This window comes from Amylolactobacillus amylotrophicus DSM 20534, from assembly GCF_001434555.1.
Taxonomy (GTDB): domain Bacteria; phylum Bacillota; class Bacilli; order Lactobacillales; family Lactobacillaceae; genus Amylolactobacillus; species Amylolactobacillus amylophilus.
Genome location: NZ_AZCV01000002.1, coordinates 174,193 through 198,671 on the forward strand (window position 1 = coordinate 174,193; position 24,479 = coordinate 198,671).

The 24,479-nt window shown below is 42.0% G+C and carries 22 protein-coding genes; 6 read left to right on the forward strand and 16 right to left on the reverse strand.

Going from position 1 to position 24,479, the window contains the following annotated elements:
- Positions 1-33: 33 nt before the first annotated feature.
- The 4 genes from FC62_RS07970 to FC62_RS03750 all read right to left on the reverse strand — a co-directional run bounded on the left by FC62_RS07970 (position 34) and on the right by FC62_RS03750 (position 4,216).
- Positions 34-1,353, reverse strand: coding sequence for a polysaccharide deacetylase family protein (locus FC62_RS07970; RefSeq protein ID WP_236693772.1), 1,320 nt, complete (start codon positions 1,351-1,353; stop codon positions 34-36).
- Positions 1,354-1,474: 121 nt separating this feature from the next.
- Positions 1,475-2,278 (reverse strand): ABC transporter ATP-binding protein, encoded by an 804-nt coding sequence (locus tag FC62_RS03740; RefSeq protein ID WP_054746273.1) that lies wholly within the window; start codon positions 2,276-2,278, stop codon positions 1,475-1,477.
- A complete protein-coding gene (locus tag FC62_RS03745) occupies positions 2,279-3,190 on the reverse strand; it encodes an ABC transporter permease (RefSeq protein ID WP_054746274.1) in 912 nt (303 codons plus the stop codon).
- A 36-nt stretch (positions 3,191-3,226) separates the two neighbouring features.
- On the reverse strand, positions 3,227-4,216 hold the full coding sequence (locus tag FC62_RS03750; protein ID WP_236693779.1) for an ABC transporter substrate-binding protein: 990 nt from the start codon (positions 4,214-4,216) through the stop codon (positions 3,227-3,229).
- Positions 4,217-4,704: 488 nt separating this feature from the next.
- Here FC62_RS03750 and FC62_RS03755 point away from each other — a divergent pair, with 488 nt between their 5' ends.
- Positions 4,705-5,673 (forward strand): FAD:protein FMN transferase, encoded by a 969-nt coding sequence (locus tag FC62_RS03755; protein WP_056946765.1) that lies wholly within the window; start codon positions 4,705-4,707, stop codon positions 5,671-5,673.
- 53 nt (positions 5,674-5,726) lie between these two features.
- Here the strand turns inward: FC62_RS03755 and FC62_RS03760 are convergent, their stop codons facing one another.
- From FC62_RS03760 to FC62_RS03795, 8 genes are all read right to left on the reverse strand, one after another.
- Complete coding sequence (locus FC62_RS03760) at positions 5,727-6,419, reverse strand: 2,3-diphosphoglycerate-dependent phosphoglycerate mutase (protein WP_054746275.1); 693 nt, start codon at positions 6,417-6,419, stop codon at positions 5,727-5,729.
- A 300-nt stretch (positions 6,420-6,719) separates the two neighbouring features.
- Positions 6,720-8,924 carry a peptidoglycan recognition protein family protein gene (locus tag FC62_RS03765; protein ID WP_056946768.1) on the reverse strand — a complete coding sequence of 735 codons (2,205 nt, stop codon included), beginning with the start codon at positions 8,922-8,924 and terminating at the stop codon, positions 6,720-6,722.
- Positions 8,925-9,029: 105 nt separating this feature from the next.
- Positions 9,030-9,560 (reverse strand): sigma-70 family RNA polymerase sigma factor, encoded by a 531-nt coding sequence (locus tag FC62_RS03770; protein WP_056946770.1) that lies wholly within the window; start codon positions 9,558-9,560, stop codon positions 9,030-9,032.
- A gap of 225 nt (positions 9,561-9,785) precedes the next feature.
- Complete coding sequence (locus tag FC62_RS03775; protein ID WP_056946773.1) at positions 9,786-10,610, reverse strand: hypothetical protein; 825 nt, start codon at positions 10,608-10,610, stop codon at positions 9,786-9,788.
- Positions 10,611-10,773: 163 nt separating this feature from the next.
- Positions 10,774-12,846: a glucosaminidase domain-containing protein gene (locus FC62_RS03780; protein ID WP_057890705.1), complete on the reverse strand. Its 2,073-nt coding sequence runs from the start codon at positions 12,844-12,846 to the stop codon at positions 10,774-10,776.
- A gap of 122 nt (positions 12,847-12,968) precedes the next feature.
- On the reverse strand, positions 12,969-14,477 hold the full coding sequence (locus tag FC62_RS03785; RefSeq protein WP_056946819.1) for a glycosyltransferase family 39 protein: 1,509 nt from the start codon (positions 14,475-14,477) through the stop codon (positions 12,969-12,971).
- Between the two features lie 185 nt (positions 14,478-14,662).
- The gene (locus FC62_RS03790) at positions 14,663-14,920 is read right to left on the reverse strand and encodes a DUF2922 domain-containing protein (protein WP_056946822.1); all 258 of its coding nucleotides are present in this window, start codon (positions 14,918-14,920) and stop codon (positions 14,663-14,665) included.
- 53 nt (positions 14,921-14,973) lie between these two features.
- Positions 14,974-15,198: a DUF1659 domain-containing protein gene (locus FC62_RS03795; RefSeq protein WP_054746475.1), complete on the reverse strand. Its 225-nt coding sequence runs from the start codon at positions 15,196-15,198 to the stop codon at positions 14,974-14,976.
- A 205-nt stretch (positions 15,199-15,403) separates the two neighbouring features.
- On the opposite strand from FC62_RS03795, the gene FC62_RS03800 reads away from it, so the two are divergent.
- The 3 genes from FC62_RS03800 (at position 15,404) to FC62_RS03810 (ending at position 18,893) form a co-directional block, all read left to right on the forward strand.
- Entirely contained in the window at positions 15,404-16,267 is an 864-nt protein-coding gene (locus FC62_RS03800) for a hypothetical protein (RefSeq protein ID WP_054746476.1), read from the forward strand.
- A 100-nt stretch (positions 16,268-16,367) separates the two neighbouring features.
- On the forward strand, positions 16,368-16,805 hold the full coding sequence (locus FC62_RS03805) for a hypothetical protein (protein WP_054746477.1): 438 nt from the start codon (positions 16,368-16,370) through the stop codon (positions 16,803-16,805).
- A gap of 63 nt (positions 16,806-16,868) precedes the next feature.
- On the forward strand, positions 16,869-18,893 hold the full coding sequence (locus FC62_RS03810) for a KUP/HAK/KT family potassium transporter (protein ID WP_056946825.1): 2,025 nt from the start codon (positions 16,869-16,871) through the stop codon (positions 18,891-18,893).
- 750 nt (positions 18,894-19,643) lie between these two features.
- Here the strand turns inward: FC62_RS03810 and FC62_RS03815 are convergent.
- From FC62_RS03815 to FC62_RS03830, 4 genes are all read right to left on the reverse strand, one after another.
- Positions 19,644-19,853, reverse strand: a complete 210-nt coding sequence (locus FC62_RS03815; RefSeq protein ID WP_054746478.1) for a hypothetical protein — start codon at positions 19,851-19,853, stop codon at positions 19,644-19,646.
- Between the two features lie 372 nt (positions 19,854-20,225).
- Positions 20,226-20,627 (reverse strand): hypothetical protein, encoded by a 402-nt coding sequence (locus tag FC62_RS03820; RefSeq protein ID WP_056946827.1) that lies wholly within the window; start codon positions 20,625-20,627, stop codon positions 20,226-20,228.
- Positions 20,599-20,853: a hypothetical protein gene (locus tag FC62_RS03825; RefSeq protein WP_141322602.1), complete on the reverse strand. Its 255-nt coding sequence runs from the start codon at positions 20,851-20,853 to the stop codon at positions 20,599-20,601. The genes FC62_RS03820 and FC62_RS03825 overlap by 29 nt, the downstream gene beginning before the upstream one ends.
- A gap of 337 nt (positions 20,854-21,190) precedes the next feature.
- Complete coding sequence (locus FC62_RS03830; RefSeq protein WP_056946830.1) at positions 21,191-23,143, reverse strand: M13 family metallopeptidase; 1,953 nt, start codon at positions 23,141-23,143, stop codon at positions 21,191-21,193.
- Between the two features lie 161 nt (positions 23,144-23,304).
- Here FC62_RS03830 and FC62_RS03835 point away from each other — a divergent pair, with 161 nt between their 5' ends.
- Together FC62_RS03835 and FC62_RS03840 are read left to right on the forward strand one after the other, a co-directional pair.
- Positions 23,305-23,946, forward strand: a complete 642-nt coding sequence (locus FC62_RS03835) for an FMN-dependent NADH-azoreductase (protein WP_054746447.1) — start codon at positions 23,305-23,307, stop codon at positions 23,944-23,946.
- A gap of 176 nt (positions 23,947-24,122) precedes the next feature.
- On the forward strand, positions 24,123-24,413 hold the full coding sequence (locus FC62_RS03840) for a type II toxin-antitoxin system RelB/DinJ family antitoxin (protein ID WP_056946833.1): 291 nt from the start codon (positions 24,123-24,125) through the stop codon (positions 24,411-24,413).
- Positions 24,414-24,479 lie beyond the last annotated feature (66 nt).

The window sequence follows — 24,479 nt, forward strand, 5'->3', positions numbered from 1 at the left end:
ATGCATACTAGTTGACGAGCCGCTCCTTGTCAACTAGGCTGGACGGTAATCATTTTGCCCGAAATACTGATAGCCAGGAAGTAGTTTTTGTCCCAGTAATTCTTTGACCGTCTTGAGCTCATATCCCTCTTGTTTGAGGTAACTAATTATCCCCGGCAGGGCCGCAACAGACTGCGGATGGGTATCATGCATCAAGATGATTGCGCCCGGATGCGCGCTCGCACGTACCTTACCAATAATGGCCGCGACATCGTTGGTTGCCCAATCATCTGTGTCGATGTCCCACTGAATCAAGGGCATCGGTAACGTAGCACCCACTGTCGTGCTCACGGCACCGTATGGTGGTCGAATGAAGTCTGCTAGTTTGCCCGTTGCACTGTATATCGCATCGTTTGTTCTGGTGATTTGGTCGGTCATCTGTGCGGGAGAGAGTGTATTCAGCTGGGGGTGATCATAGCTATGATTGCCTATCTCATGGCCTTTTTCTAAAACCTCTTTGGCAAGCGCAGGATAGGCACTTGCGCCGGTTCCCACCATGAAGAAGGTGGCTTTTACTTGTTGTTCTGCCAGTGTCTTTAGAATAGCTGGTGTTGTCGCTGGGTTTGGACCGTCATCAAACGTCAACGCAATAAATTTCCCGGTCGCTGTAGGCACCCGGTCGCTTTCTAAAATATATTGTGGCGCAATAAAAGGGGCGACTTCTGCAGCACCCAAAGTTATACCAGAAATTTCAAGGCCCTCTTTTGAATAACTAAAGTTTGTTGTCTTAGTCTCTGACAAAAAACTTTTGTTGAGCAACTCGTTTAATTGAGTGATGGAGAGGCCACGATCATCTGCTTGTTGCTTAATTAGCTGGTAGTTTAAAGCCCTAACCGCGGCATTATCTGGTACCAATTCTGCCAGTGTGAGAAGATGACCATTCGTCTGGTTAACCGTCTGACTTGCCAAATTAACCGTCTGTCGCAGTCGTAAGCGCTGATTCTTCTGGCGTGTATAGACTTTCACGACCGGTTTAATTGCAACAAACGACTCAGGTCCCTGCTGCACCGAAAAGCTGAGGTAGGCCGTGCTACCTTTCTTGCTACCAGCTTTAGTCAGAATTTCCTGTGCATCTACCTTAACCGCCGGAGAATACTTGACCTTCTTGCCGTCTAACTCCGGCTCGATTACAACCAATTTGCCGTTTTTTGACTTAGTTTCACTCGCATTTTGTGCAGACTTGTCCTTCAATTTATTAACCATATGCTGTTCTACTCGTGTTGCTTGTTTCTTTTGATTAAGGTAAATCCATGATCCACCGGCAACTAAAAGCGCGAGTACAATTATTACATCGCTAATCAAAAACTTTCTCATGATTTAGTACCATTCCCCAAAGCGTTATTTAACCTTATTCTACATGAGACAAGAATGGAGATAAAGAAAAACGCCACGTAAAAAAGGATAGCCACAGCCATCCTTTTTGTCTAGCAACAGTTTATCCTAACAGCATCGCATCGTTATTTAATTCCTTACCACTACGTTCCTTAAAGAGTTGCATCAACTTCGGCACGGTCATCCCCTTTTTCTCCGCAGCATTCAGCTCAACGGCTATCTGTCCGTGGTCCAGCATAATTAACCGATTACCATACTTAATGGCGTCATCCATGTTGTGCGTAATCATAAGTGTCGTAATGTTCTGTGCCTTGACGAGCTTGTCAGTCAGTTCCATCACCGTTGCGCTAGTCTTTGGGTCTAGTGCAGCAGTATGTTCATCGAGTAGTAATAAGCTCGGAGTCTCGATGGTTGCCATTAAGAGAGTAATGGCCTGCCTTTGCCCGCCTGATAACAATCCTATTTCTGTCGTCAGCCGGTCCTCTAATCCGAGTCCAAGCTGGGCCAATTTCTCCCTGAATAATGCTTGATCACTCTTCTTAACACCAGTTCGCCAAAAGTTTCGCCACTCAACACGATGTAGCGCGAGTGAGAGGTTTTCCTCCACTGTCAAAAGTGGTGCAGTACCAGATTTGGGATCTTGGAACACACGACTGATGAGCCGGGATCTCTTGGCCACATTCTGGTAGGTTACGTTTTGGCTATTAATCTTAATTTGGCCGCGAGAAACCGGGAGCGAACCAGCGATGCTGTTTAAGAGGGTCGATTTACCAGCGCCGTTACCACCAATGATCACCATAAAGTCACCCTCGTTTAGACTTAAGTCAATCGACTTCAGTGCATGATTCTCATTTGGCGTTCCTTGTTCGAAAATTTGTTGTAATTTCTTCACTTCTAAAACAGGCATTTACTCATCCTCCTGCATTGCGCGGTTATTCTGGCGCCTTTCTTTTTGTCTTTTCATGGTTTTATTAATCAACGGAATTGCCAAAAATACGGCAAGCATCAGCGAGTAGAACAGTCTTAGCGCGTTAGGATCGACACCACGATCGAGCACAAATGCAATGATCAGCCGGTAGATAATTGAGCCAACGATAATCGTCATGAGCCGCTTGCCAAAAGAAAGGTTGTGCAGGATGATCTCGGCAATAATAATGGCTGCGAGCGCGATCACAATTGTCCCGATACCCATCGAAACGTCCGCGTACCCGTTCATCTGCATCATCAAGCTACCGGATAGTGCAATCAAGCCGTTTGAAATCATGTAGACAATAATTTTCATATTATCGTTATTAATACCGTTCGCCGCACTCATCTGCTGGTTATTTCCCACAGCCCGTGCAGCGAGCCCCATCTCCGTGTTGAAAAAGAAGACGAGAATCGCAATCACGATGACCACCATCACTGCGCCGATTACCATCACATCCATCGTTGAGCTGCCAAAGTCATGCATTGTAAAAATGGTTTTGATGTTATTCAACAGCGAGATATTCGCCTTGCCCATCACGAAAAGATTGACCGAATACAGGCCAGTCATCGTCAGGATACCAGTTAACAATGCCGGGATTTTCAACTTGGTGTGCAACACCCCGGAGACAAGCCCAGCGGCCGCGCCGCCCAGGAAGCCGTATAGCGTCGCCAGAATGGGCGAGATACCGCTGACCAATGATTGGGCCGTGATGGCAGCCCCCAAGGGGAAGCTCCCTTCGGCAGTCATGTCAGCAATATCCAATATTCTAAATGTCAGGTAGACACCAATGGCCATAATTGACCACAGCAACCCTTGATAGATGCTTGAAACCAGGATATCGACATCCATTAATAAAATCCTCCACGTAGTTAAGTTAATTGAATACTATTTTAGCATATCTTCCGTAATTCCGAATAACTTCATTCGTTTCGTGCTGGTCATCAGCTCTGTTTTCGCAGGGGCCTCAACTGGCAGCTGATCAATCTTCTTACCCTTTAGAATCTTCACGGCCATCTTAGCGGTCTGCTTACCTAATTCCTTGTAGCTAATTCCCCGGGTTGCCACACCAGCGTATTTAATCATCGTTGCATCGGCGTTAATCACTGGTGTCTTGACCTTCTCGGATACCTTACCGATGGTCGGCATCGCTGCAGCGGCAATATTATCTGTTGGGATGTAGATTGCATCAACTTGATGGGCAAGTGCCGTCACGGCCTGTTCTACATCATTCGTAGTAGCTGCAGTCTTCTCAACCGCAGTCAATCCCAATTTCTTCAATTCCTTCCTCGCAATCTTAATCTGGAAGACTGAATTAGGCTCACCGGCGTTGTAGAACAGTCCCACTTTCTTCGCCTTCGGGAAAATCTGGTGCAAGAAGTCAATCTGACCCTGAACATCAACCATATCGGTGACCCCGGTGGCATTCATATCTGGCTTCTTTGGGGTATTTACTAACCCGGCAGATTTGGGGTCAGTGATTGCGGTGAACAACATTGGCGTATCTGGATCAACCTTTTGCAGCGTTTGTGCTGCTGGAGTGGCGATGGCGAGGTTTAAATCATTCTTATCCTTCTTCAATCGCTCACTCATCGAACGTAGATTACTCTGATCTCCTTGGGCATTTAAAAAGTCGATTTTGACCTTATCACCTGAGTAACCAGCTTCCTTTAATCCCGCCTCGAACCCCTCACGCGCATCATTCAATGCCGATTGGTCCAGCAGCTGCAGGATCCCAATTTTGACGGTATCCTTGTCCGCTGACTTCTGCTCGTTACTGCAAGCCGTCAATCCCACCAGCACTCCCGCAAGGGCAGCTCCCGCAATTAATTTCTTCATATGTTTCTTGATACCGCGCTTTTTATTCGTCGTATTCATCATTACTCTTCCTCCAAATTTGTCTATTTCACTAATTTTTTAACCAGTTTAGCCAAATAAAAACCAGTCATGGGATAATAATCCATGTGACTGGCCAGAAAATATCTTTTTTTATTTTGATACAAAACTACCTAAAAAAAGACCACATGGATAAATCTCTCATCCATGTGGCTGTTATTTGCACTTTGAAAAGTACGCCTATCATGGATGCAATTCGCTCTCCGCGCTTGCATCCGTTGATACTAGACGCAACCGCTATCCGTAATAGTCGTAATAATAGGCTTGATTTAATTGTCGATTAGTAAGTTTATCCATGACTCTTCTCCTATTGTTACCAGAACTGTGTCGCCACTTTAGATAGCTGGTTTTTTAAAGCATACTATCATTTATTTCTCACGTCAAGCGGTAATTACAGAAAATTTTTGGTCAACGCGAGCATTTTTAACTGTATAATTGAGTCAACTAGACGATTTGAAGGACTGATAATAATGGCAAAGGCACAAGAGACTATTACGAAGACGCATCACGCATTAGGGACCAATATTGTGCTCACACTGTTTGGCACAACAAATATGCAAATTCTTGACCAAACCTGTGCGCTAATCGACTTCTACGAAGACCAATTGACAGTAAACCGCCAAGAATCAGAAGTAATGTCGATTAACCATGCTGCCGGCCAAAATGCGGTCAGCGTATCCAATTCCACGTATGAATTGGCTAAGCGGGCCATCTTAGTCAGCCAGGAGAGACGCGGATTTGATGCATTAATCGGGCCATTGGTGAAGCTTTGGAAAATTGGTTTCACCGGGGCTAACGTACCCGACGATGCGGCGATTAAAGCCAGACTAAATCTAACAGACCCCACCGCGATAGAAATGAACGACCAAGAAATGAGTATTTTCTTGCAAAAGCCGGGGATGGAACTGGATCTCGGCGGAATCGCTAAGGGCTACATTGCCGATCGTATCCGGGACTTCTGGCGCGCCTACGATGTCCGTGCGGGCATCATCAATCTCGGCGGTAATCTCCTATTTGTGGGGAATTCACCAGCTCACGCCGACGGTAACTGGCGCATTGGCGTCCAGAATCCTTTGTCGCAGCGGGGTGAAATTATTGCTAGTGTCACCAGTGGTGAATGTTCGGCCGTCACCAGCGGCATCTACGAGCGTTCTTTTACAAAGAATGGCAAACAATACCACCACATTCTAAATCCAAACACAGGCTATCCGACGGAGAACAATCTGTTGGGGGTAACAGTCTTCACTAAGAATTCTATTGATGCGGAAATTTACACCACGCAGTTCTTCTTCGCTGGTCCAAAAGCCCCGGAGTGGTATCTGAATCACCCAGAGGTCTACGGCGCCATTTTTGTTACCAAGGACAATCAGATTAAGATTTCTGGACTAGCAAACCTAGAGGTCATAATTCTTGACGCATCATTCACATTAGAACAATAAGAAATTAAAAAAGCGTATTCCGAGGATGGAATACGCTTTTGCTATACAAATAATTAGTCGTGTAATTTTTCTTTTGAAACAACGTTTAATTTATCATCAAATGTGTAAACAACAGGTTCACCAGTAGCCATTTCAACATCCATGATGTCTTCGTCGGAGATGTTTTCGATGTACTTAGTCAATGCGCGAAGTGAGTTACCATGTGCAGCAACAATCACGTTCTTGCCGGCTAATAGGTCTGGTGCAATGTGGTCCTCCCAGAATGGCAATGCCCGTTCCAGAGTAACCTTCAAGTTCTCACCACCAGGTACTAAACGTGGGTCTAGGTCTGCATAACGACGGTCGTTGACAGCTGAGCCTTCATCAGTAGCTTCCATCAATGGAGGTAAAGTATCGTATGAACGGCGCCAGATGTGCACTTGTTCGTCGCCATACTTATCAGCAGTCTCCTTCTTGTTTAGGCCTTGTAATTTACCGTAATGACGTTCGTTCAAGCGCCATGACTTAGTTTCAGGAATCCAAAGTTGGTCACTTTCTTCAAGCACATAGTGCAAAGTCTTGATGGCTCTAGTTAAAACTGAAGTATAGGCTTGATCAAATTCGATTCCAGCTGCTTTGATTGCAGCACCAGCGGCCTTAGCCTCACTCACACCTTGTTCTGATAAATCAACATCGTGCCAGCCAGTGAACTTGTTCTCAAGGTTCCATTCACTTTGACCGTGACGAATAAATACTAATTTCGACATTTTCGTTCTCCTTTAAATCCTTTATAGTACATACCGTTAATTATTTTACACGTTTTAGCAGTTTTTTCATAGTCGGGTTCAAGTATTTTTACCACAAACAAAAAAGACTCCTACCAACAATAGGAGTCTTCATGTAAAAATAAGCCACGAAATGTGAAAAGAATAAACCGAATCAATACTTAGAGGAGTGTATCTGTTTTGGCTTGCGCCAACAACGATTTTAATTTCTGCTAAATTTTTACAAATTAAGTATACTACATCTAAACCAAATTACCAATAATTGTTTTCAACGTTATATTACTAGATACTTGGAATCTTACTGTACCCTTCCACGTAGACGTATCCGCTTGGAATCCAGTCTACAGAACCAACCTTGTACCAAGTTTGTGTTCCTACGACTCGCTTACCAAAAATTTTCCACCTTGTGTTCATACCCAATACTCTATGGGTAATATTAGCGCCAGCTGTACCGTAAACCTTTATACCCCGACTATGCATTACCTTAGCTACAGGTTCACCGGAATTGACAGCTAATCCTGCACCAGATGATACAACAGGTATACTGCTGTATCCCGTAATCGAGATTCTGTTGCCTTGAATCCAGTTATCAGTCCCAACGTTATACCAAGCTTGACCGTTATAGTTCATCCTAGCAAATACTTTCCACTTTGTCTGAGGATTAAGTGTTTGCCCTGTAGCGTTTGCACCAGGTGCTTTATAGACAGGAATTGCTCCAGCTACTTCAACTTTAGCTACAGGTACACCAGAATTAGTAATAGTTCCTGCAGCTGATCCACCACCTGGGTTTACAACAGGTATTTGACTATAGCCGGTCACATAAAGATATTTACCTTCAATCCAGTCATTTGAGCCAACCTTGTACCACATTTGACCGTTATGTGTTGTCCGACCAAAGACTTTCCAGTTTGACTGTGGTGGCAATTTTTGGCCAGTGGCACTAGATCCCGGTGCCTTATAAACTGGAATATCACTACCATTTTCAACACGGGCAATTGGTGAACCTGAATCAGTAGTAGTCCCTATAAATGGATTTACAACAGGAATTTGACTATAGCCGGTCACATAAAGATATTTACCTTCAATCCAGTCATTTGAACCAACTTTATACCACATTTGACCGTTATGTATTGTCCGACCAAAGACTTTCCAGTTTGACTGTGGTGGCAATTTTTGGCCAGTGGCACTAGATCCCGGTGCCGTATAAACCGGAATTTTGCTGCTATGTTCAACTTTGGCAACTGGTGTACCGGAATTACTAGTAGTTCCTGTAACCGAGCCGGAATCGATATTTACTACCGGAATACTACTGTATCCCTTTACATACAGATACTTACCTTCAATCCAATCATTTGAGCCGACCTTATACCAAGACTGGCCTTTATATGTTGCTCGACCGAATACCTTCCAGCCAGATTGTGGCCGCAACTTTTGACCAGTGCTACTAGAGCCTGGTGCTTTATAAACTGGAATTTCTGTTCCATGTTCAACGCGTGCAATAGGACTGCCACTATTGGTCACCTTACCCGCATCGAGATAGTTCATCAAAATCTTGCTGTAACCAGTGACATAAGAATATTTACCCTCTATCCACTGATTAGTAGCAACACGATACCATGTCTGACCGTTAACGGTTGCTCGACCGAATACCTTCCACCGTGAATTCTTTGGTAGAGTTTTATTAGTTTTGCCTGATCCAGGATCAGAATAAACTGGTGCCCCTGAATTATTTAGAACCTTAGCAATCGCGTCACCACTGTTTGAGGTCGTTCCCATCAACCCAGACTCATCAGGTGGTTGAACCGTCCCGCCGAGTGAATTGTACTTCTGAACAATCAGATCGTAAAATTGGTCCATAGAGTAGCCAAAGCTTGCAAAATAGCCATCGGGATCACCATGATCGGTACCATGTAGATAATATGAAATATTTCTATGTGACCAGATAGTACCTGTGCCATCTCGCTTAGCTTTACTTGGTTTTAGACCATATTGTTTCAACAAAGTCGCGATATAATACGCATCGTTACTGATAGAATGGGCAAAGTTATAATTAGAATGTTCATGAACCAGTTCAATCTGAATAAAATGCCCATTAGCATTTGGCCCTGCCCCCCAAACAGTCTGGTTTGTAGTATGAATATTTCTAACCTCATTACGGTCCACGAAAGCATGAACATAGGCAAAAGATGTTTTATTCCACTCTCGTTGCATATATGTAACTTCGTTTTGCAACGTAGATGCCGAGTTCCCTGTCTCATGAACAATAATCCCTTCGGGTCTGCCCTTAGCATATGCTACACCTTCAGTAAAGGTAGATTTGGTGTAGTTGATTGGTGGATTTGCAAATTTTTGTGCATTGATGTAACTATTATTAACAGCCGCTTGGACTTCAACGATGGGGGCCGTAGTCTGCTGGATAGCAACCCCCACAAGGGTGAGCGCAGATGCACTAGCGAAAGCACCTACCAATTTCTTATTTAATCCCATTTTAACTCCTCCTAAGACAATAAAACTGTTCTACTACTAAACTAGCATGAAAACGTTATTAAATCAACGATAATCTATTTTATGTAACACTTTAGTAACAACAAATTAAACTGTGATATACTGCCGTAAATATTGCCTTGTCCTCTTTTGCGCTCGATAGATTGTTTGAATACTGATATCACACTCTTTTGCTAGATCTTTCAAACTTTTTCCTCGTAGAAAATGTTCTTTTAGAATTAACTGTTCAACGTTATTTAATCCATCTATAGCTTCATTGGCTTCCATACAAATCACCATTTTGTCTGAATCTGCGGCATTCTCCGTCAATTCTTCATGATCAAATCCATCATCCAGTGAATAACTAGTCTTTTCAGCCAGAAACTTCTGTCTTCTTAAGGTATCAATACTTTGCCAAACAATCTTACGGAAGGCTAACTTATCCATCTCGGCCTTCGTCAGTCGAGGATTTGCCACAATCATTAGTGCATATGTAATTAGTCCCTCCTGCACAAAGTCTTCATAATCATTGTTATGTGGCAGAATTCCCGCCGCCTTAACCGCTCCATAAACCAGACGAATATTGTTGATTGCTTTTGTAAAACTAACTTGAGTAATTTCGTTCGTTATTTCGTTCATTGCGGAACCTCCCTCGGTATCCACAAGCGCTTGTGGTACCTCAAGAATAAGTTTTCCAATTTGTCAAACCAAGCCGAAATAGGGTAACTCAAATACGTATCACAATCACGTTTTAGCCACTTATATTTTTACGCTACCAACTCTCCCTAATATTAATTACGCTAAAAGTCGGGTAAAACTTTTTTATAATAAAATTTTTCCAAAAAAAAATTGGTTGTCCACCAATTAATCCCATTTATACTTTCTTTTGTTAACCCTGGTCCTAAACACTTTCATATCGGAAAGTGTACACTTGATATCATACTCACTTTCCAGTAACCTCTTCATAAAGATCAGTTCTTCCTCAACAATATTATCAATGAAGTCCTGAGTAAGTGTGCTATCAACGGAACTAATAATATCTGCCTGTCCATAATCCCAATCTAATCCAAGATTACTTTCATCACCCATCTTATGCTTTATGCTAAATCCCATTTCACTAACGAAACGCTCTGTAACAAGGCAGGATAGATAATTCACCGCAATTGATTTACCAAGATGGGATTTCACATAACTGAAATCCTGTTCAAAGTGAAAAACAATACCAGATTTACTAGAAAAACTACTTTGATTATGTATGAAACTAAAGTCATTCATCTGGTGCAGTGCCACCCAATCCACAATCTTCTTTGAATAACCGTTGAGTGAAAAATAAGAGTAATTACCATATGAAAGTACGTGGTATCTCTTAATATTTAATTGTTGATGCATCTGCTTACTTTGTGTGAAGCTCAAAATATTCTGCCGCACATATTCGTTAACTATATGTTTCGTCGTTTGTGTAGTCACAACAATGCCGCAGCTTAAATCAAACACAACAGAATTATAACAACCTGCAATTTGTTGATCTGAAAAATTGTATAGTACTACCACAGCTGGTGTCATTTTATAGTCGTTATCAATGGTGAATAATTCATCCAGTCGATGATCAATAAAGAAAGACTCTCGGATTTTATTTCTGTTCCAACATTTTAAATCATGGTCTAAAGTCATCTTAAAAATGTTTGTCATATGCTCACGAGCCATTCTTCAATTTATGAAATCTTAAGTTGTGCTTTATCAGCTTAACATAGACCAAAGCTATATAAAAGCGCTTACAATAATATACTCGGTTATTTTTGAATTAAAAAAATCCACAAATACTGTGGATTTCAAAGGGAAGAATTCAAGTTTCTTAAACTAGTGGAATCTGGCTGTACCCTGTCACATAGACATACTTGCCGTTAATCCAGTCATTGGTACCAACTTTATACCATGTCTCGTTATCAACAATCTTACGGCCGAAGACTTTCCATGAAGTAGCTGGATTAAGCTGCTGTCCCGTTCTAGTTCCATTGGGAGCACTGTGAACTGCAATACTCTTAAGGTAATCGACCTTTGCAATAGGACTACCATAATTGCTGATTTTACCGGCATGTGTTCCTAAATATGAATCAATTGCTGGGATACCACTGTAACCTGTGACAGATAAGTACTTGCCCTCTATCCAGTCATTTGTACCAACTTTATACCAAGTATCACCAGCATAGTTTGCCCGACCAAACACTTTCCAGCGACTACCTGCTGCCAATGTATTAGTCTTCTTAGATACTCCCGGAGCTGTCCAGACGGAAATTGCATGACCAACCTCGACCTTAGCAACTGGTTCTCTGGAATTAATGGTTGTTCCAGCATTAAAATAAACCACAGGAATCTTACTGTAACCCGTTACATAAAGGTACTTGCCCTCTATCCAATCATTTGTACCAACTTTATACCATGTCTCGTTATCAACAATCTTACGGCCGAAGACTTTCCATGAAGTAGCTGGATTAAGCTGCTGTCCCGTTCTAGTTCCATTGGGAGCACTGTGAACTGCAATACTCTTAAGGTAATCGACCTTTGCAATAGGACTACCATAATTGCTGATTTTACCGGCATGTGTTCCTAAATATGAATCAATTGCTGGGATACCACTGTAACCTGTGACAGATAAGTACTTGCCCTCTATCCAGTCATTTGTACCAACTTTATACCAAGTATCACCAGCATAGTTTGCCCGACCAAACACTTTCCAGCGACTACCTGCTGCCAATGTATTAGTCTTCTTAGATACTCCCGGAGCTGTCCAGACGGAAATTGCATGACCAACCTCGACCTTAGCAACTGGTTCTCCGGAATTAATGGTTGTTCCAGCATTAAAATAAACCACAGGAATCTTACTGTAACCCGTTACATAAAGGTACTTGCCCTCTATCCAGTCATTTGTACCAACTTTATACCATAACTGCCCATTAACCGTCTTACGGCCAAATACCTTCCAGTTAGATTGCGGACTGAGTTTCTGACCAGTAACACTAGTACCTGGTGCCTTATAGACGGCAATACTCCTTGAACTTTCTACCCTCGCAATTGGGTTACCATCATTACTTACAGTCCCCATTAAAGAGGGGCCCTGAGAAGAGGAGTCAGTCATTGCAGAACTCATAACCCATTGACCGCTTGCAATCTCGTTATACTTAGAACCATCAGGTAAAGTAACTTGACGTAACACCTTTTTGACAGTGCCAGCCGCAATAGAACCCAAGCTCTTCTTCTGGCCACTAAAAGTATTATAAATGTTTGTCTGTACCTTCACTTTTTGATCTTGATTCAAAGTTTTGTACTGAGGGTCGTACTTTGTCAAACCAAGAGTTGAAATGAGACTATTAAGTGCGGCAGCATAGGTTCCACTCGTAGCATAATGAACACCAATAGCAGCTGTTGCTGCAGTATATGATGATGCATTCTCAAGCCAGGCACCCTTGTATAGTTCTCGATTCCAGGCAAACGCGCTCCTGATTTTCAGACCATTATCTGCAAAAGAAGCCTCTAAGTTGGGATAGGTTCTAAATGGTTTATTAACCTTATACGCATTGTCCTTATCATACTCCCAGGTCAACATGTAAACAGCACCGTATTTCCCTTTGTCTGAGCTCTCCACATAATTAATACCGAAATAATTGTTATTTGGCGCTTGGGCTAATTCAGACGTTCCGGAGCCACTCTCTAAGACGGCCTGAGCAATCATGACAGAAGGATAAACTCCATACCTCATAGATTGAGTCTGAGCAATTCTCGCAACTTTCTCTACAAATACTTGTTGAGCCGTTGCAGCTTCAACTATATTCTCAGGTTGATCCTTTAGCACTATCTCATTAAGAACCGCCGCTGAGCCACCCATCACCAAAATTGCAGGTATAATCGCTCTAACCATCGTCTTCTTCATAGATACTCTCCTAAATAATACGTTCTAATTATTTATACGCTAATTTAACATTATCACGTCTTCAAACAAGCAGCAACAATCATACATTCACAGATTACAAGATATTTATTGGAAACTTAGCGTTATTTAACAATGCTAATATCTTGGGCCTTCTCTTGATCAACTTTTCCAAGTAAACTAGACAAACCAATTGCGCCCATTGAAATAATAAACGGAATGATAAAGAATCTGTATCTAGTCTGAATTTCAATCAATAAATGGACTGCAATATAGCCAAAAATTAAAATAATCAACAACATCACAAAACTATTTTTATTTAGCATAATATCTGCTGATTTAAACATCATCACTAGTGCAATGACTAGTAGCATAAAGATGAAAATCCATTGGATCTTCTGAGCGAGTTCGATTCTTCTTATCACCAATTTTCCGTTCAATGTAGTTACATTGACTTGGACATTTGGGTTATTCGCAGACCACCTCATTGAAGAATCATTATCACTCCACATAGACTTGTACTTCACTAAGAATAGCTTCAGTACATTGCCGTTCTTGAGCTCTGATTTTATTATTCTTTTACCCAAAGCATCACGTTTCACTCCAATTGGTTCTTTATTAAGCTCAGCCAAGGCTTCAGTAGAATAATGGCCGCGAGATTCTGAATTAAGACCAGTAACGAATTTCCACATTGGATCACGATTTACCAGTCCATAATCTGAGACACCACTCGCCTTTATTCCAGCTCCGGCAGCAAACATACCAACAAAATAAATAACCAAGATTACAACAATTGCCAACAATGATTTGATATTCCCGGAGAAGAATTTTTTTCTGTATTCTAAAACATATACTAAGTAGTAAAGTACGATAGCGATTAAAATAACCGGACCTAAAGGTCGCATGATATTCCCCAAAAGAATGAACAGAGCCCCGAAAGATAACTTCATTAGACCTAGCCAACTATCTCTCAATTGCTTCTGACCATCAATAAGTAGGTAAAAACCAGCTACATACATTAGTGTAGCCACAATTTGGTTTGTAAGCACACTTGTCATTAGGATAGCTGGTAGATAGAACGCATACATAAACATGGCAATCATAGCGGTACGATCGTTGCTGATGAGCTTGACCATGAAATAAAGTAAAATAATTGTTAATCCGCCTAGTAGGACGTTCATAAGTTGAAGACTAAATACACTTGTGCCAAACACTTTCATTATCAAAGCTTGGTACAAAACAAACCCATTTTGATATGGGTAAGCTAGAAAGTAACCGGATTCCTTAAGCACATTCAGATTATGCCCACTCGCTAAATCACGAGCGGCATGGTACATTACCGCAAAGTCGGATTCAGGTACAGTATTCGCAACCTTAATCCACCAATACCGAATCAATGCTGCTAAAATAACAATTGTTGCTAGTACAATTACCCTAACCAATCTCTTATTCGGTATGAAATACAAGCCCACACTAACGCCAATATAAAAAATCACAAATAATGTAGTTACTACATCTAAGTTTGCCAGTCCAAATTTTTTTAAATTTAGCAGGCTGAATAGGACAATAAGAACGCCACCCAAGCTACCCACAGTTAGTAAAAATACGTTACTCACTTTACGCAATATTCGCATAGTCTTCTTTTTCTCCAGCATTATAATAAACAGATTAATCCATTAACCTTCAGAGTATAAAAAAAGCCTTGAATATACAAGAGAACCTCTGTTCACAATCTCACACAAAAAGGTCCGCCAAATTTGGCGGACCCTATATTTGCTATTTAAATTTAAAGAACCCTCGCCCCAGTTTAAGTATCTTGTTAAGCAACTGGAGTAGCTGCAGGAGCTTCATAAATAGGTGTAACGTGGCGCTCAACATATCTTGCATTTTTTGGTGTTTGATAAACGATCACCCCATCTTTTTCAAAGATGTTCTCGGTGACGATTGCCTCCATCGCAGCCTGCGCCACCTCTGGAGTAACACTCTCATTCATTTCGCTCAATGAGATAGATGTGTTCTTTCCTTCGCCATTGAGAAACGATAACGTTAACTGTTTAGTAACTGTTGTTTCAGCCATTAATAAAATCCTCCAAGTGTAGTTTCAAATAATTAATCAGTCCAGGTTATGCCCTATGCTACAGTATCTAGATCGATAGTTTGATGTTGTACAAGCTCGATATCCACCAGAACATCCCCGTCTAACAATGGTAACAACGCTTCAGCAACCTTTTTCAGTCCCGCAGCGGTCGCATCCTGTTTAACGTTTCGGAAGCTTCTAGTCTTCTTACCTTTAACATATTTGGCATCATTTTGAAAAGTAATGTTGACAGATTGGCTCAGAAATTCATAACCCATAATCAATTCTCCCTTGAATTATATTTGTAATTGTAAGCTTCACCGCCGGCTGGTGCTCCTTACATTATTACTAACGTTTCAGGGCGTCCAAAAGTACCATTTTTTATAAAAAAACGTGAACACGCCCCTCGGACAGGCGGAGCGTTTTAAAGACCGGGGATATTTGTTATAATAGTTGCAGTTACAAATCCGGAGGGAAAATAACATGAAGAAGAAATATTGGATTATTGGTGGGGTAGCCGCTGTGGTCGTGGTTATTGGAATCGCGCTCGCAGTTAATGCCAATAACACCGCAAAGAAGAACCAATTGGCTGACCAATACAACACAGCAATGAATGCGGGTAAGGACGCCGTCGATGCAAAGGAATACAGCATAGCAGCTAAATACTTCGAACGTGCTGAGAATTACCGCGAGGATGACGTGAAGGCTGAAGCCTACGGAAACCAAGCCGAGAGTTTTGCCGAAGCAATGGACGAAATTAACGATTATAAATTCGACTCCGCCAACGATAAGTTAAGCGATGTGCTATCAGAACCCGATGGCTATTCCGTAATGAATACCCAGGCGAGGAAATTACAGGCTAAGGTTGCTGAAGTTTTAGACAACATCGAGAACGAGATTCAGCCATTAATTGACCAGGCCGAGAGTAACGAAGACTCGGACAAGTACGCCGAGGCAGTGGAACTTTACGATCAAGTTATCGCACTGGATTACATTAATGGTAAGTACTACAAGAAAGTACTACGGGAAGTGAAGTCCAGCCGGGCAAAGGCGGCGGCTGCACAGGCTAATAGTAGTTCCAATGCAAGTTCTGACTCAGAAAAACCTACAGATCAAAATGAGCCACACGGAGAGGGCGCTACTGAAGATGATCGCCAGGTTAACGGGAAGCAAATCACACCCGAGATGATTGCTGATGCCAGAAAGCAACTGACCGCACTCGGTGAAACCTCCGCTTTCTACAGCGACTTAGACGTAATGCGTGTAATCAAAATCGCGGCCGAAAACGGTCACTCTACGATTACTAAAGAAGACATTGCAGAATATCTTAAACCAAGTGGCAACTAACAATTGACTTAAGTGGGATTTTAATAATATTATTTCTAGTGCTGATATAAATATCATACAGGAATCAATTTAATGGCCTTTTAGGCTAGGGGGAATAATTGTGAATAATAGTGAAACTATGAATGTAAATAACGAGGATGAGACGACCGAAGAACTGGGTGCGGGCTTTGACGTGGTCGTACCTAAGCCGGAATTAGTTGAGATGCCTACATCTAATATACCAACATTTGATGCACACATTAGCTCTTTTGCCAGCTTCTACATTAAGAAGTTCAAGACAGACAACTTAGAGGTAATGGAAAGCTTCGACGCCCACAACGGAATGATGGAATTGAACAAATACATCTTGAACAATATTAGTCTTCCAAGAAAAGACTTGGCACAGAAGACCATTGCGACTCATCAAGCCAAGTTCGAAACCTTGCTGGCAGATATCGCCGAACAGTCGGATGTTAACGTCAATAACCTCACCTCCTACCCACAATGGGAAGAATGGTATGAGTCAATTCGTAAAGAAGGCAAGACAGCTTTATCATAAAGTTTGGTATAATTGAAGAATGCGGATGCATTCTTTTTTTAGATAATTCCTTAAGGAGTAATAATGAATAAAGACACCAAAAAGAAGCTGAGTATTGCTGGTATCCTGATTACAATCGGAATCGTGTATGGTGATATCGGTACCTCGCCTTTGTACGTCATGAAATCGATTGTGAATGGAAACGGCGGAATAGCCTCCATCAATCGAGATTTAATTATTGGTAGTATCTCTTTGATTATCTGGACCATCACACTACTGACCACCGTCAAGTACGTCCTGATTGCCCTTCGCGCTACCAACCATGGTGAAGGTGGTATTTTCGCACTCTATGCCATTGTGAGAAATAAAGCCAAATGGCTCGTCTTCCCCGCCTTAATTGGCGGCGCGGCTCTGTTAGCTGACGGCGTCTTAACACCCGCTGTGACTGTGACCACTTCCATCGAAGGTCTGACGGGTATGAAATTTGGCAACCTCGTTCTCGTCCCCAATCAAACGGTCGTCATTGTCATCACAATTGCGATTATTTCCGTCCTCTTTCTCATTCAGAGAATGGGTACAAGCATCATCGGTAAGGCTTTTGGCCCCGTAATGCTGATCTGGTTTAGCTTTCTCGGGTTAATGGGAATCATTAATATGTTAGGCGATCTTTCGATTCTCCAGGCTCTCAATCCACTTTACGCAATCAAGGTCCTCTTTAGCCCAGCAAATAAAGTTGGTATCTTTATTCTTGGCAGTGTCTTCCTGGCTACTACAGGGGCGGAGGCCCTTTACTCTGACGTAGGACACGTGGGCAAGCGAAACATTCTTGCCTCATGGCCATTCGTATTTATCTGTTTAACTTTAAACTACCTCGGTCAAGGAGTTTGGATTTTACAGAATCAGAATTTCAAAACCAGCGGGGAACTAAATCCATTTTTCGAAATAATCCCTGCAGAATTCCGCTTAGTAGGAATTATCCTGGCAACACTTGCGGCAATCATTGCCTCTCAGGCACTGATCACAGGCTCCTTCACGCTTGTATCAGAGGCTGTTAAGCTTAAGTTCCTACCAAGAATGAACATCGTTTTCCCTTCTAACCAACAGGGGCAAATATTCATTCCAGCAATCAATAAAATGCTCTGGGTGTCTACAATTGGCGTGGTTTTATTCTTCAAAAACTCCGCACATATGGAGGCAGCGTATGGCCTAGCAATCACTGTGACCATGCTGATGACAACCCTCTTATTAGATAAATTCATCGGAATGAAGGGGGCCAAACTATTCTGGCGCGCCCTCTTCTTAGTCTTCTTCGCTGCAATTGAAGGCATGTTCTTAATCTCCAGTTTAATCAAATTCGTTCACGGCGGATACGTCACGGTAATCATCGCTGGGGTAATTCTCTTCGCCATGTACGTTTGGTATTACGGCAACCGGATTCGGGATAAACGCGAGAACAAGAACTCATACGTCCGCCTTGATAAATACACTGACATGTTGACGGATTTGAGCCACGACAATGGCTATCCAACCTATGCGACTAACTTAGTCTATATGGCAAAGGTGAAGCACGATAAATTTATCAAACGTGAGATTCTCTACTCCATCTTGGATAAAAGACCTAAGCGAGCTCACGCCTACTGGTTCGTGACCGTGAATGTTACTGATGAACCTTTCACTGCCGAATACGCAATTAACACCTATGGTACAAAAAACGTGATAAACATCCAATTATACCTTGGGTTTAGACAGGAGCAACGGGTTAATGTCTATCTGAGACACATCGTACATGACTTAATCGAGAACAAGACTATTGAGTCACAGCCGCAAGAATATACAACCACGCCAGGGCGCGACGTTGGTGATTTCAGTTTCGTCATCGTACAAGATGTTATTTCACCGCAAACAGAGCTCACGAGCTATGAGAAGTGGATCATTCAAGCGCGTGTCTGGCTGCAGAATCTTTCAAGTAACCCCGCTAGTTGGTTTGGCCTTGAATACTCTGATACCGTCATTGAGAAGGTACCACTGATCTTGGGTAAACAAGGGAAACACCGCATTCGCGAAATCACACCGGAACGTAAAGCAAGATTCGACCAGTTACCAAAATAATGACAAATAAAAACCCAGATGCGTAAACATCTGGGTTTTTATTTAGATTAAACGATCCGCTGATATTTAAAAGAAAGAAGGTAAAAACAAATTAGAATTACGAAAAGGAAAAAAACGATTATCAGTATATTACTGGATATTTGGTATTAAAGGATTTACTAACCTATTGTATTGGTTGCGAGTCTATTTAGCAGAAATACGGATCTGTTCATCTAGTTTAGTGATTGAGTGTAAGCTGGTCTCCCCCTGAAGCAATAAGCATTGTTACCGCTTACATTATTAATATAACAGTGTTTTAACCATATGTCTAGATGTTTTTGGTGATTTTTTTGCTAGAAAACCACTACATAGGTTAGGGCGAGCCACGCCAGAAGTAGTAGAACGATAAAAAATCTACTATGAGCGGTTAACCGCTGCTCATTTAACCTGCTAACTCGCGTTTTTGCTTGGTACTTTGTGCGCTTAACACTGTAGACAAGTACAGCAATCGGTACTAAATATCCGACCACCATGTAGAGGTATTCCCAAATTCGTGTCACAATCAACTACTCTGATCATCCATATTGTATCTTGAACTAGTCTATTTTAACAAAAAAGCCCAAAACTAGAATGAACTAATTTTGAGCTTTTAGCAATTATATCACTTAACATAGTTATCGGTATTTATCTTTGATTAAGCACGTCTCTTACGATCAACACCGGCTAAAGCAAGGATCCCTGAAACAATTGCTAAGCATCAGCTAGAATTGATTATTTAATTACTACCATGTAAGTAAGCACAAGCCAGCCAATAAATAAAATAGAGCCCATTACCCATGCCTGCTGCGTAATTTTACGCTTATAAAAACGATCCACGCGCGAATCGCCAACTCGCGGCCTTCTAAGTAATGTTGCCGCAATTGCAAGAACGCCAATTACGCCACCAATAATCATGTAAATATATTCCAAAGTCTGACTCATTATTACTCCTCAAAAAAAGATAGATAGCGCAAGGCTATTTATCTTTAATTTTACCCTATTTACCTAACTTATTGAGGATTTTTTTTGGAGTGGGAAATTTTCCACTCATAATTGTTGCTCCGGCACCGAGACCAAGACCTAGGGTAGCAATCGCTGCAAGTGCAACGACCAATGGCACAGAACTTCTATTGGTGTTCTTGGCATGCGCTTTTTTCGCAATTTTTTGTGTATTATTAGTCCTCTGTTGCTTACGTTTGTTACTACGTGCGGGTGTTTCATTTTCACCAAAAGCAATTATATTATGCCTTAGACGAGCGTTACTTCTCAGGGAACTTGCTTTCTTCTTGGTGGTTGCTCTATGGACACCTTGAGTTACTGCATGGGCTCTTTAGGATTACTGCTTGCCTCGTGTTCTTGTGCACTTTGAGCGTTTGAAAAAACAAACGCCTCAGCCTCATTGTTGGCAACTGGCAGAACTTGAGTATTTTCTACAACATTTGTTGCGACAGAATTACCTGGCGTTTCAGCATCATTAGCGTGATTATCACCAGTCTCATAGTTATCCACTTGTTCTGCAACCTGATTAGGCTCTGCAACGTTTAGACCATTATCTTGATTATCATAGGACACATTGGTGTAGACTGACTCACCAACTTTAAAACCGGTAAATTCTTTGTCATTAGTTGGATCATCATCGGTATTATCATAGAACTCGTCCGTAACCGAATCACCATCGACCTTCGTGTTAATAACCTCGTGGTTGTTGCTCAGCACTATCCTTGCTAACAGATAGCGGTTCACCAACTTGTGTGCCAGAAATATTTAGATTATTTTCAGTATCAACATCCGTGTTGTGGTACGCATTAGTCGTCGAAACAGGTTCGCCTAATGATTCCTTGTTTTCATAGTAATCTTCGGCGTCTGAACTAAACATAATCCCCGTCATACCTACAGCTAGTTCCCATAGTATTGCCTGCGTTTTAAAAGTACGCTCCATCATCATCTCCACTCCCTAATAACTGATATTTCCTAAATTTCACATACAACATAGCACGATAAATTCTGTTTTTAGTTTTATAACTAGAAATCTTTCAGTCACCATAATTGGTCCATACCTGTTTGCCGAACGTCTGCTATTAGAGCGTTTAAGATGCCACTATTGTTACCCGTTTCCAAATGTCTAGGCCAGAATCCTTATATGGACTATACTTTTCATTTCATAACGCAGGTTGAGTTGACAAGATTGAATAACAAACGTTTTAGTCTAACTTCTAATCGATTTGGGGCACACAAAAAAACGAAGCTGCAGCTTCGTTTTCCATCTATCATCTTTACTTTTACCAAATATTAACGCGCTTCTCAGGTTCTAGATACATGCCATCTTCTGGCTGAACGTCGAATGCCTCATAGAATTCAGCGAAGTTTTGTGGTTGCACATTGGCCCGCATTGGACCTGGAGCGTGCACATCGACCGCCAGCAACATATTAATATACTCTGGTGAAGCCTTCATTGCCCAGACGCGAGCCCAATTCTCAAAGAGCTCTTTCATATTAGCATCAGCCTCCGACTTAGCCGCCTCGATAGCGTTGGACAATCCACCGACATCAGCAACGTTCTCCGAGACAACCAACTTACCATTAATCTTGCCCCCGCCGTATTCGATACCGTCAAAAAGATCAATCTCTGCCTGAGTTCTTGTTTTGAACTGCTTAAAGTCCTCGTCCGTCCACCAGTTCACCATGTTTCCGAATTCATCGAATTGTGCACCGTTGTTATCGAATGCGTGTGAAATTTCGTGGGCAATTACTGCACCAATTCCACCATAATTTGTTGAGCTTGAAGCCTGCAGATCATAGAATGGTGCCTGCAGAATTGCTGCTGGGAAGGTCAAGTCGTTCTTCGATGGGTCATAACCGGCATTGACCAAATTACCAGGCATGTTCCAGGTTGTCCGATCAACATCTTGATCCAACTTCTCTAGGTTATACTTAATCTGTTCCAGACGAGCAGCATGAAGGTTCTCGTACAACGAACCGCCCTTGCTAGTAGGCTTAATCTGGTAACGTGAATAAATCTCTTCGATTTTGTCAGGGTAACCAACCTTCAGCACCATTGCCTGCAACTTAACCTTGGCCTTATCCTTCGTTGCCTGAGAAAGCCAATCATTGTTCGATAGGCGTTGTTCATAGATGCTAATCATCTTGTGAATCATCGAGATTACATCGGCCTTAGCATCATCACCAAGATATTTCTTACCGTAATAGATTCCGACCACTTCATCGAAAAGTCCGTTAGCAGTCTGATAAGCATTCTTCTCAGGATCAGCTAGTTCCTTCACACCAAACATTGCTTGTCTGTATGGGAAACCAGCATCCCGGAATTCCTGACTCAACGAATTCGTCACGCCATTAATAAACTTCACAAACATCCATCCCTTGATTTCAGCGAAGTTTGCTTCATTGACAAGTGATTCAGCGTTCTCAAGGAAACGAGGATCAGCTTCAATCACCCGCTCCGGTACCTTACCAACAATCTGCTGTACGAAACCAGTCACATCAAAGCTCTTGAAGTATTTAGCAAAGTCGTCAAAGTCGTATGGATTGTAACTTGCAGGATAGTCAGCCCACTCCTCATTACTCTTAACAATCTTCGCAACCTTAGCATCGAATTTCAGGGCAGCACTGACATACTGAGCGGCTTCTTCAGCGCTAAGACCGGCCAATTGCAACAGATTTTCACTCTGTGACTCAAAGACCTTGAGTAACTTATCTCCAGCTTCAGTACCGTACTGGGTCGTATCTTGGAGGAAGATGCTTGGTCCACTCGTTGCGAGAACATGGTGCTTCGTATCCTTCATATCGGTATCAACACCAAAATCTACAGGTACAGCGAAACCGTTCAATGAGAAATCAGCAGCCTTCTTGTTGAAATCAGCAAAATCCTTTAAATCCGCTAATTTTTGTAGTGCTCCCTGAATTGGTTTTGCACCGTCAGCATTTCTCTGCTCGAAATCTAGTGCTTGACGGTACAATTCGACCGCATTCTGAAACTCGGTGCCGGCAGGCGTCTCTTTCTCGCCACTGGCGAAAGCGGCAAATTCAGCCATCAAGGCCTTTTCCACATTTTCTGCCAAGACATTGAAGCTTCCTGTTGCCGGCTTGTCAGCAGGAATTTCAGCATTCTTTAAGTATTCTGCATTTACAGCAAGATACAAGTTATCTTGTGGGCGTGCATTCTCTGGTACGGTTACATCACCAGCACCGCCACGAACTGTCATAAATTTAGACATTTTATATACCACCTTTTCTAGTCATGAATCCATGATAGCATAATGAAAAGTTTTTTGGTGTTTTTAATTTTGCTCGTACAAACTTTTTTAAATCAATCCACCTATTTTGCAATGTAAGCATATAATTAAGGAGATTAATAATAATGATAAGGAGTTTAACTATGCCAAAACTTTTGTACGTAATAGCCCACCCCGGAACCGCTGAGAAGTCGCTCACATTAAAGGTTAGCGACACGTTCATCAATGCTTGGGAACAGAATAACCCTGAAGGAACTGTTGATGTCGTCAACTTGTTCGAGCAGGAGCCACCATACTACACGCAAGGCTCTTTCGACACAATTGCAAAGGAGAAATTCAGTACCATCACCGGTCAAGAACTAACATCGGAGGAGACTGAAGTGATGCACCAATTTAACTACTACTTCAATGCGTTCGATGAGGCCGATGTAGTAGTCTTCGCAAACCCAATGTGGAACTACTTCTTACCTGCCGAGTTAAAGCAATACCTCGATTTAATCCAAGTTTCTGGTAAATCATTTAAATACACGGCAGAGGGACCAGTTGGTTTGCTCCAGGATAAGGAAATCGTCCACATTCAGGCCGCAGGTGGTTTCTATCACGGAACAGCAATGGAAGACGAGGATCTCGGTTCGAAATACATTGACCACGTGATGCAATTTATTGGGCTCAACCAAGTCCACCACATCTACATCGAAGGCGCTGCATTTGCGCCAGATAAGGCAGATAGTATCTTGCAAAATGCAAAAGATCAGGCAACTCAGTTAGCTGCTAAGTTAGTGTAATTTATTTTCCGAAGAGGTTTGACTCCTTTCTTGCATATTTATATATAGATGGGAGGAAAAATATTCCATTCTAAACCATGGAATTAAAAGCAACGTTAGTATCATTATCTAGGTGTTTTTACTAAGATATAGTAAATATAACTACTATATGATTAATTTTAGATGGGGGCATTTTGATGGCAACGACAGAGAAACGTAAAATTCAGGTCCAGATAGATCAACCTGTTACTATTAAAGCTGAAAAAATCATGCAGCAACTCGGTATAACACCAAGCGTAGCAGTAAATGCCCTTTACTCTCGAATTGTTGCAACCGGTGGTCTTCCATTTCCTCTACAGCTTACCAAAGATGAGCAAGTTGCAGAGCGGTTACATGCTGCAACAGAACGAGCGATAGCAGAGAGTCGGATTGAATCCAGCAGTCTGAAAACACCAGAAGAAATTAAATCATGGTTAGAAGAAGAATAGTCTATCTTAGATGCAGGAAAATGATATTTACACTGTTTATGTTGGTTACGCTGGTAACCAGGGAGG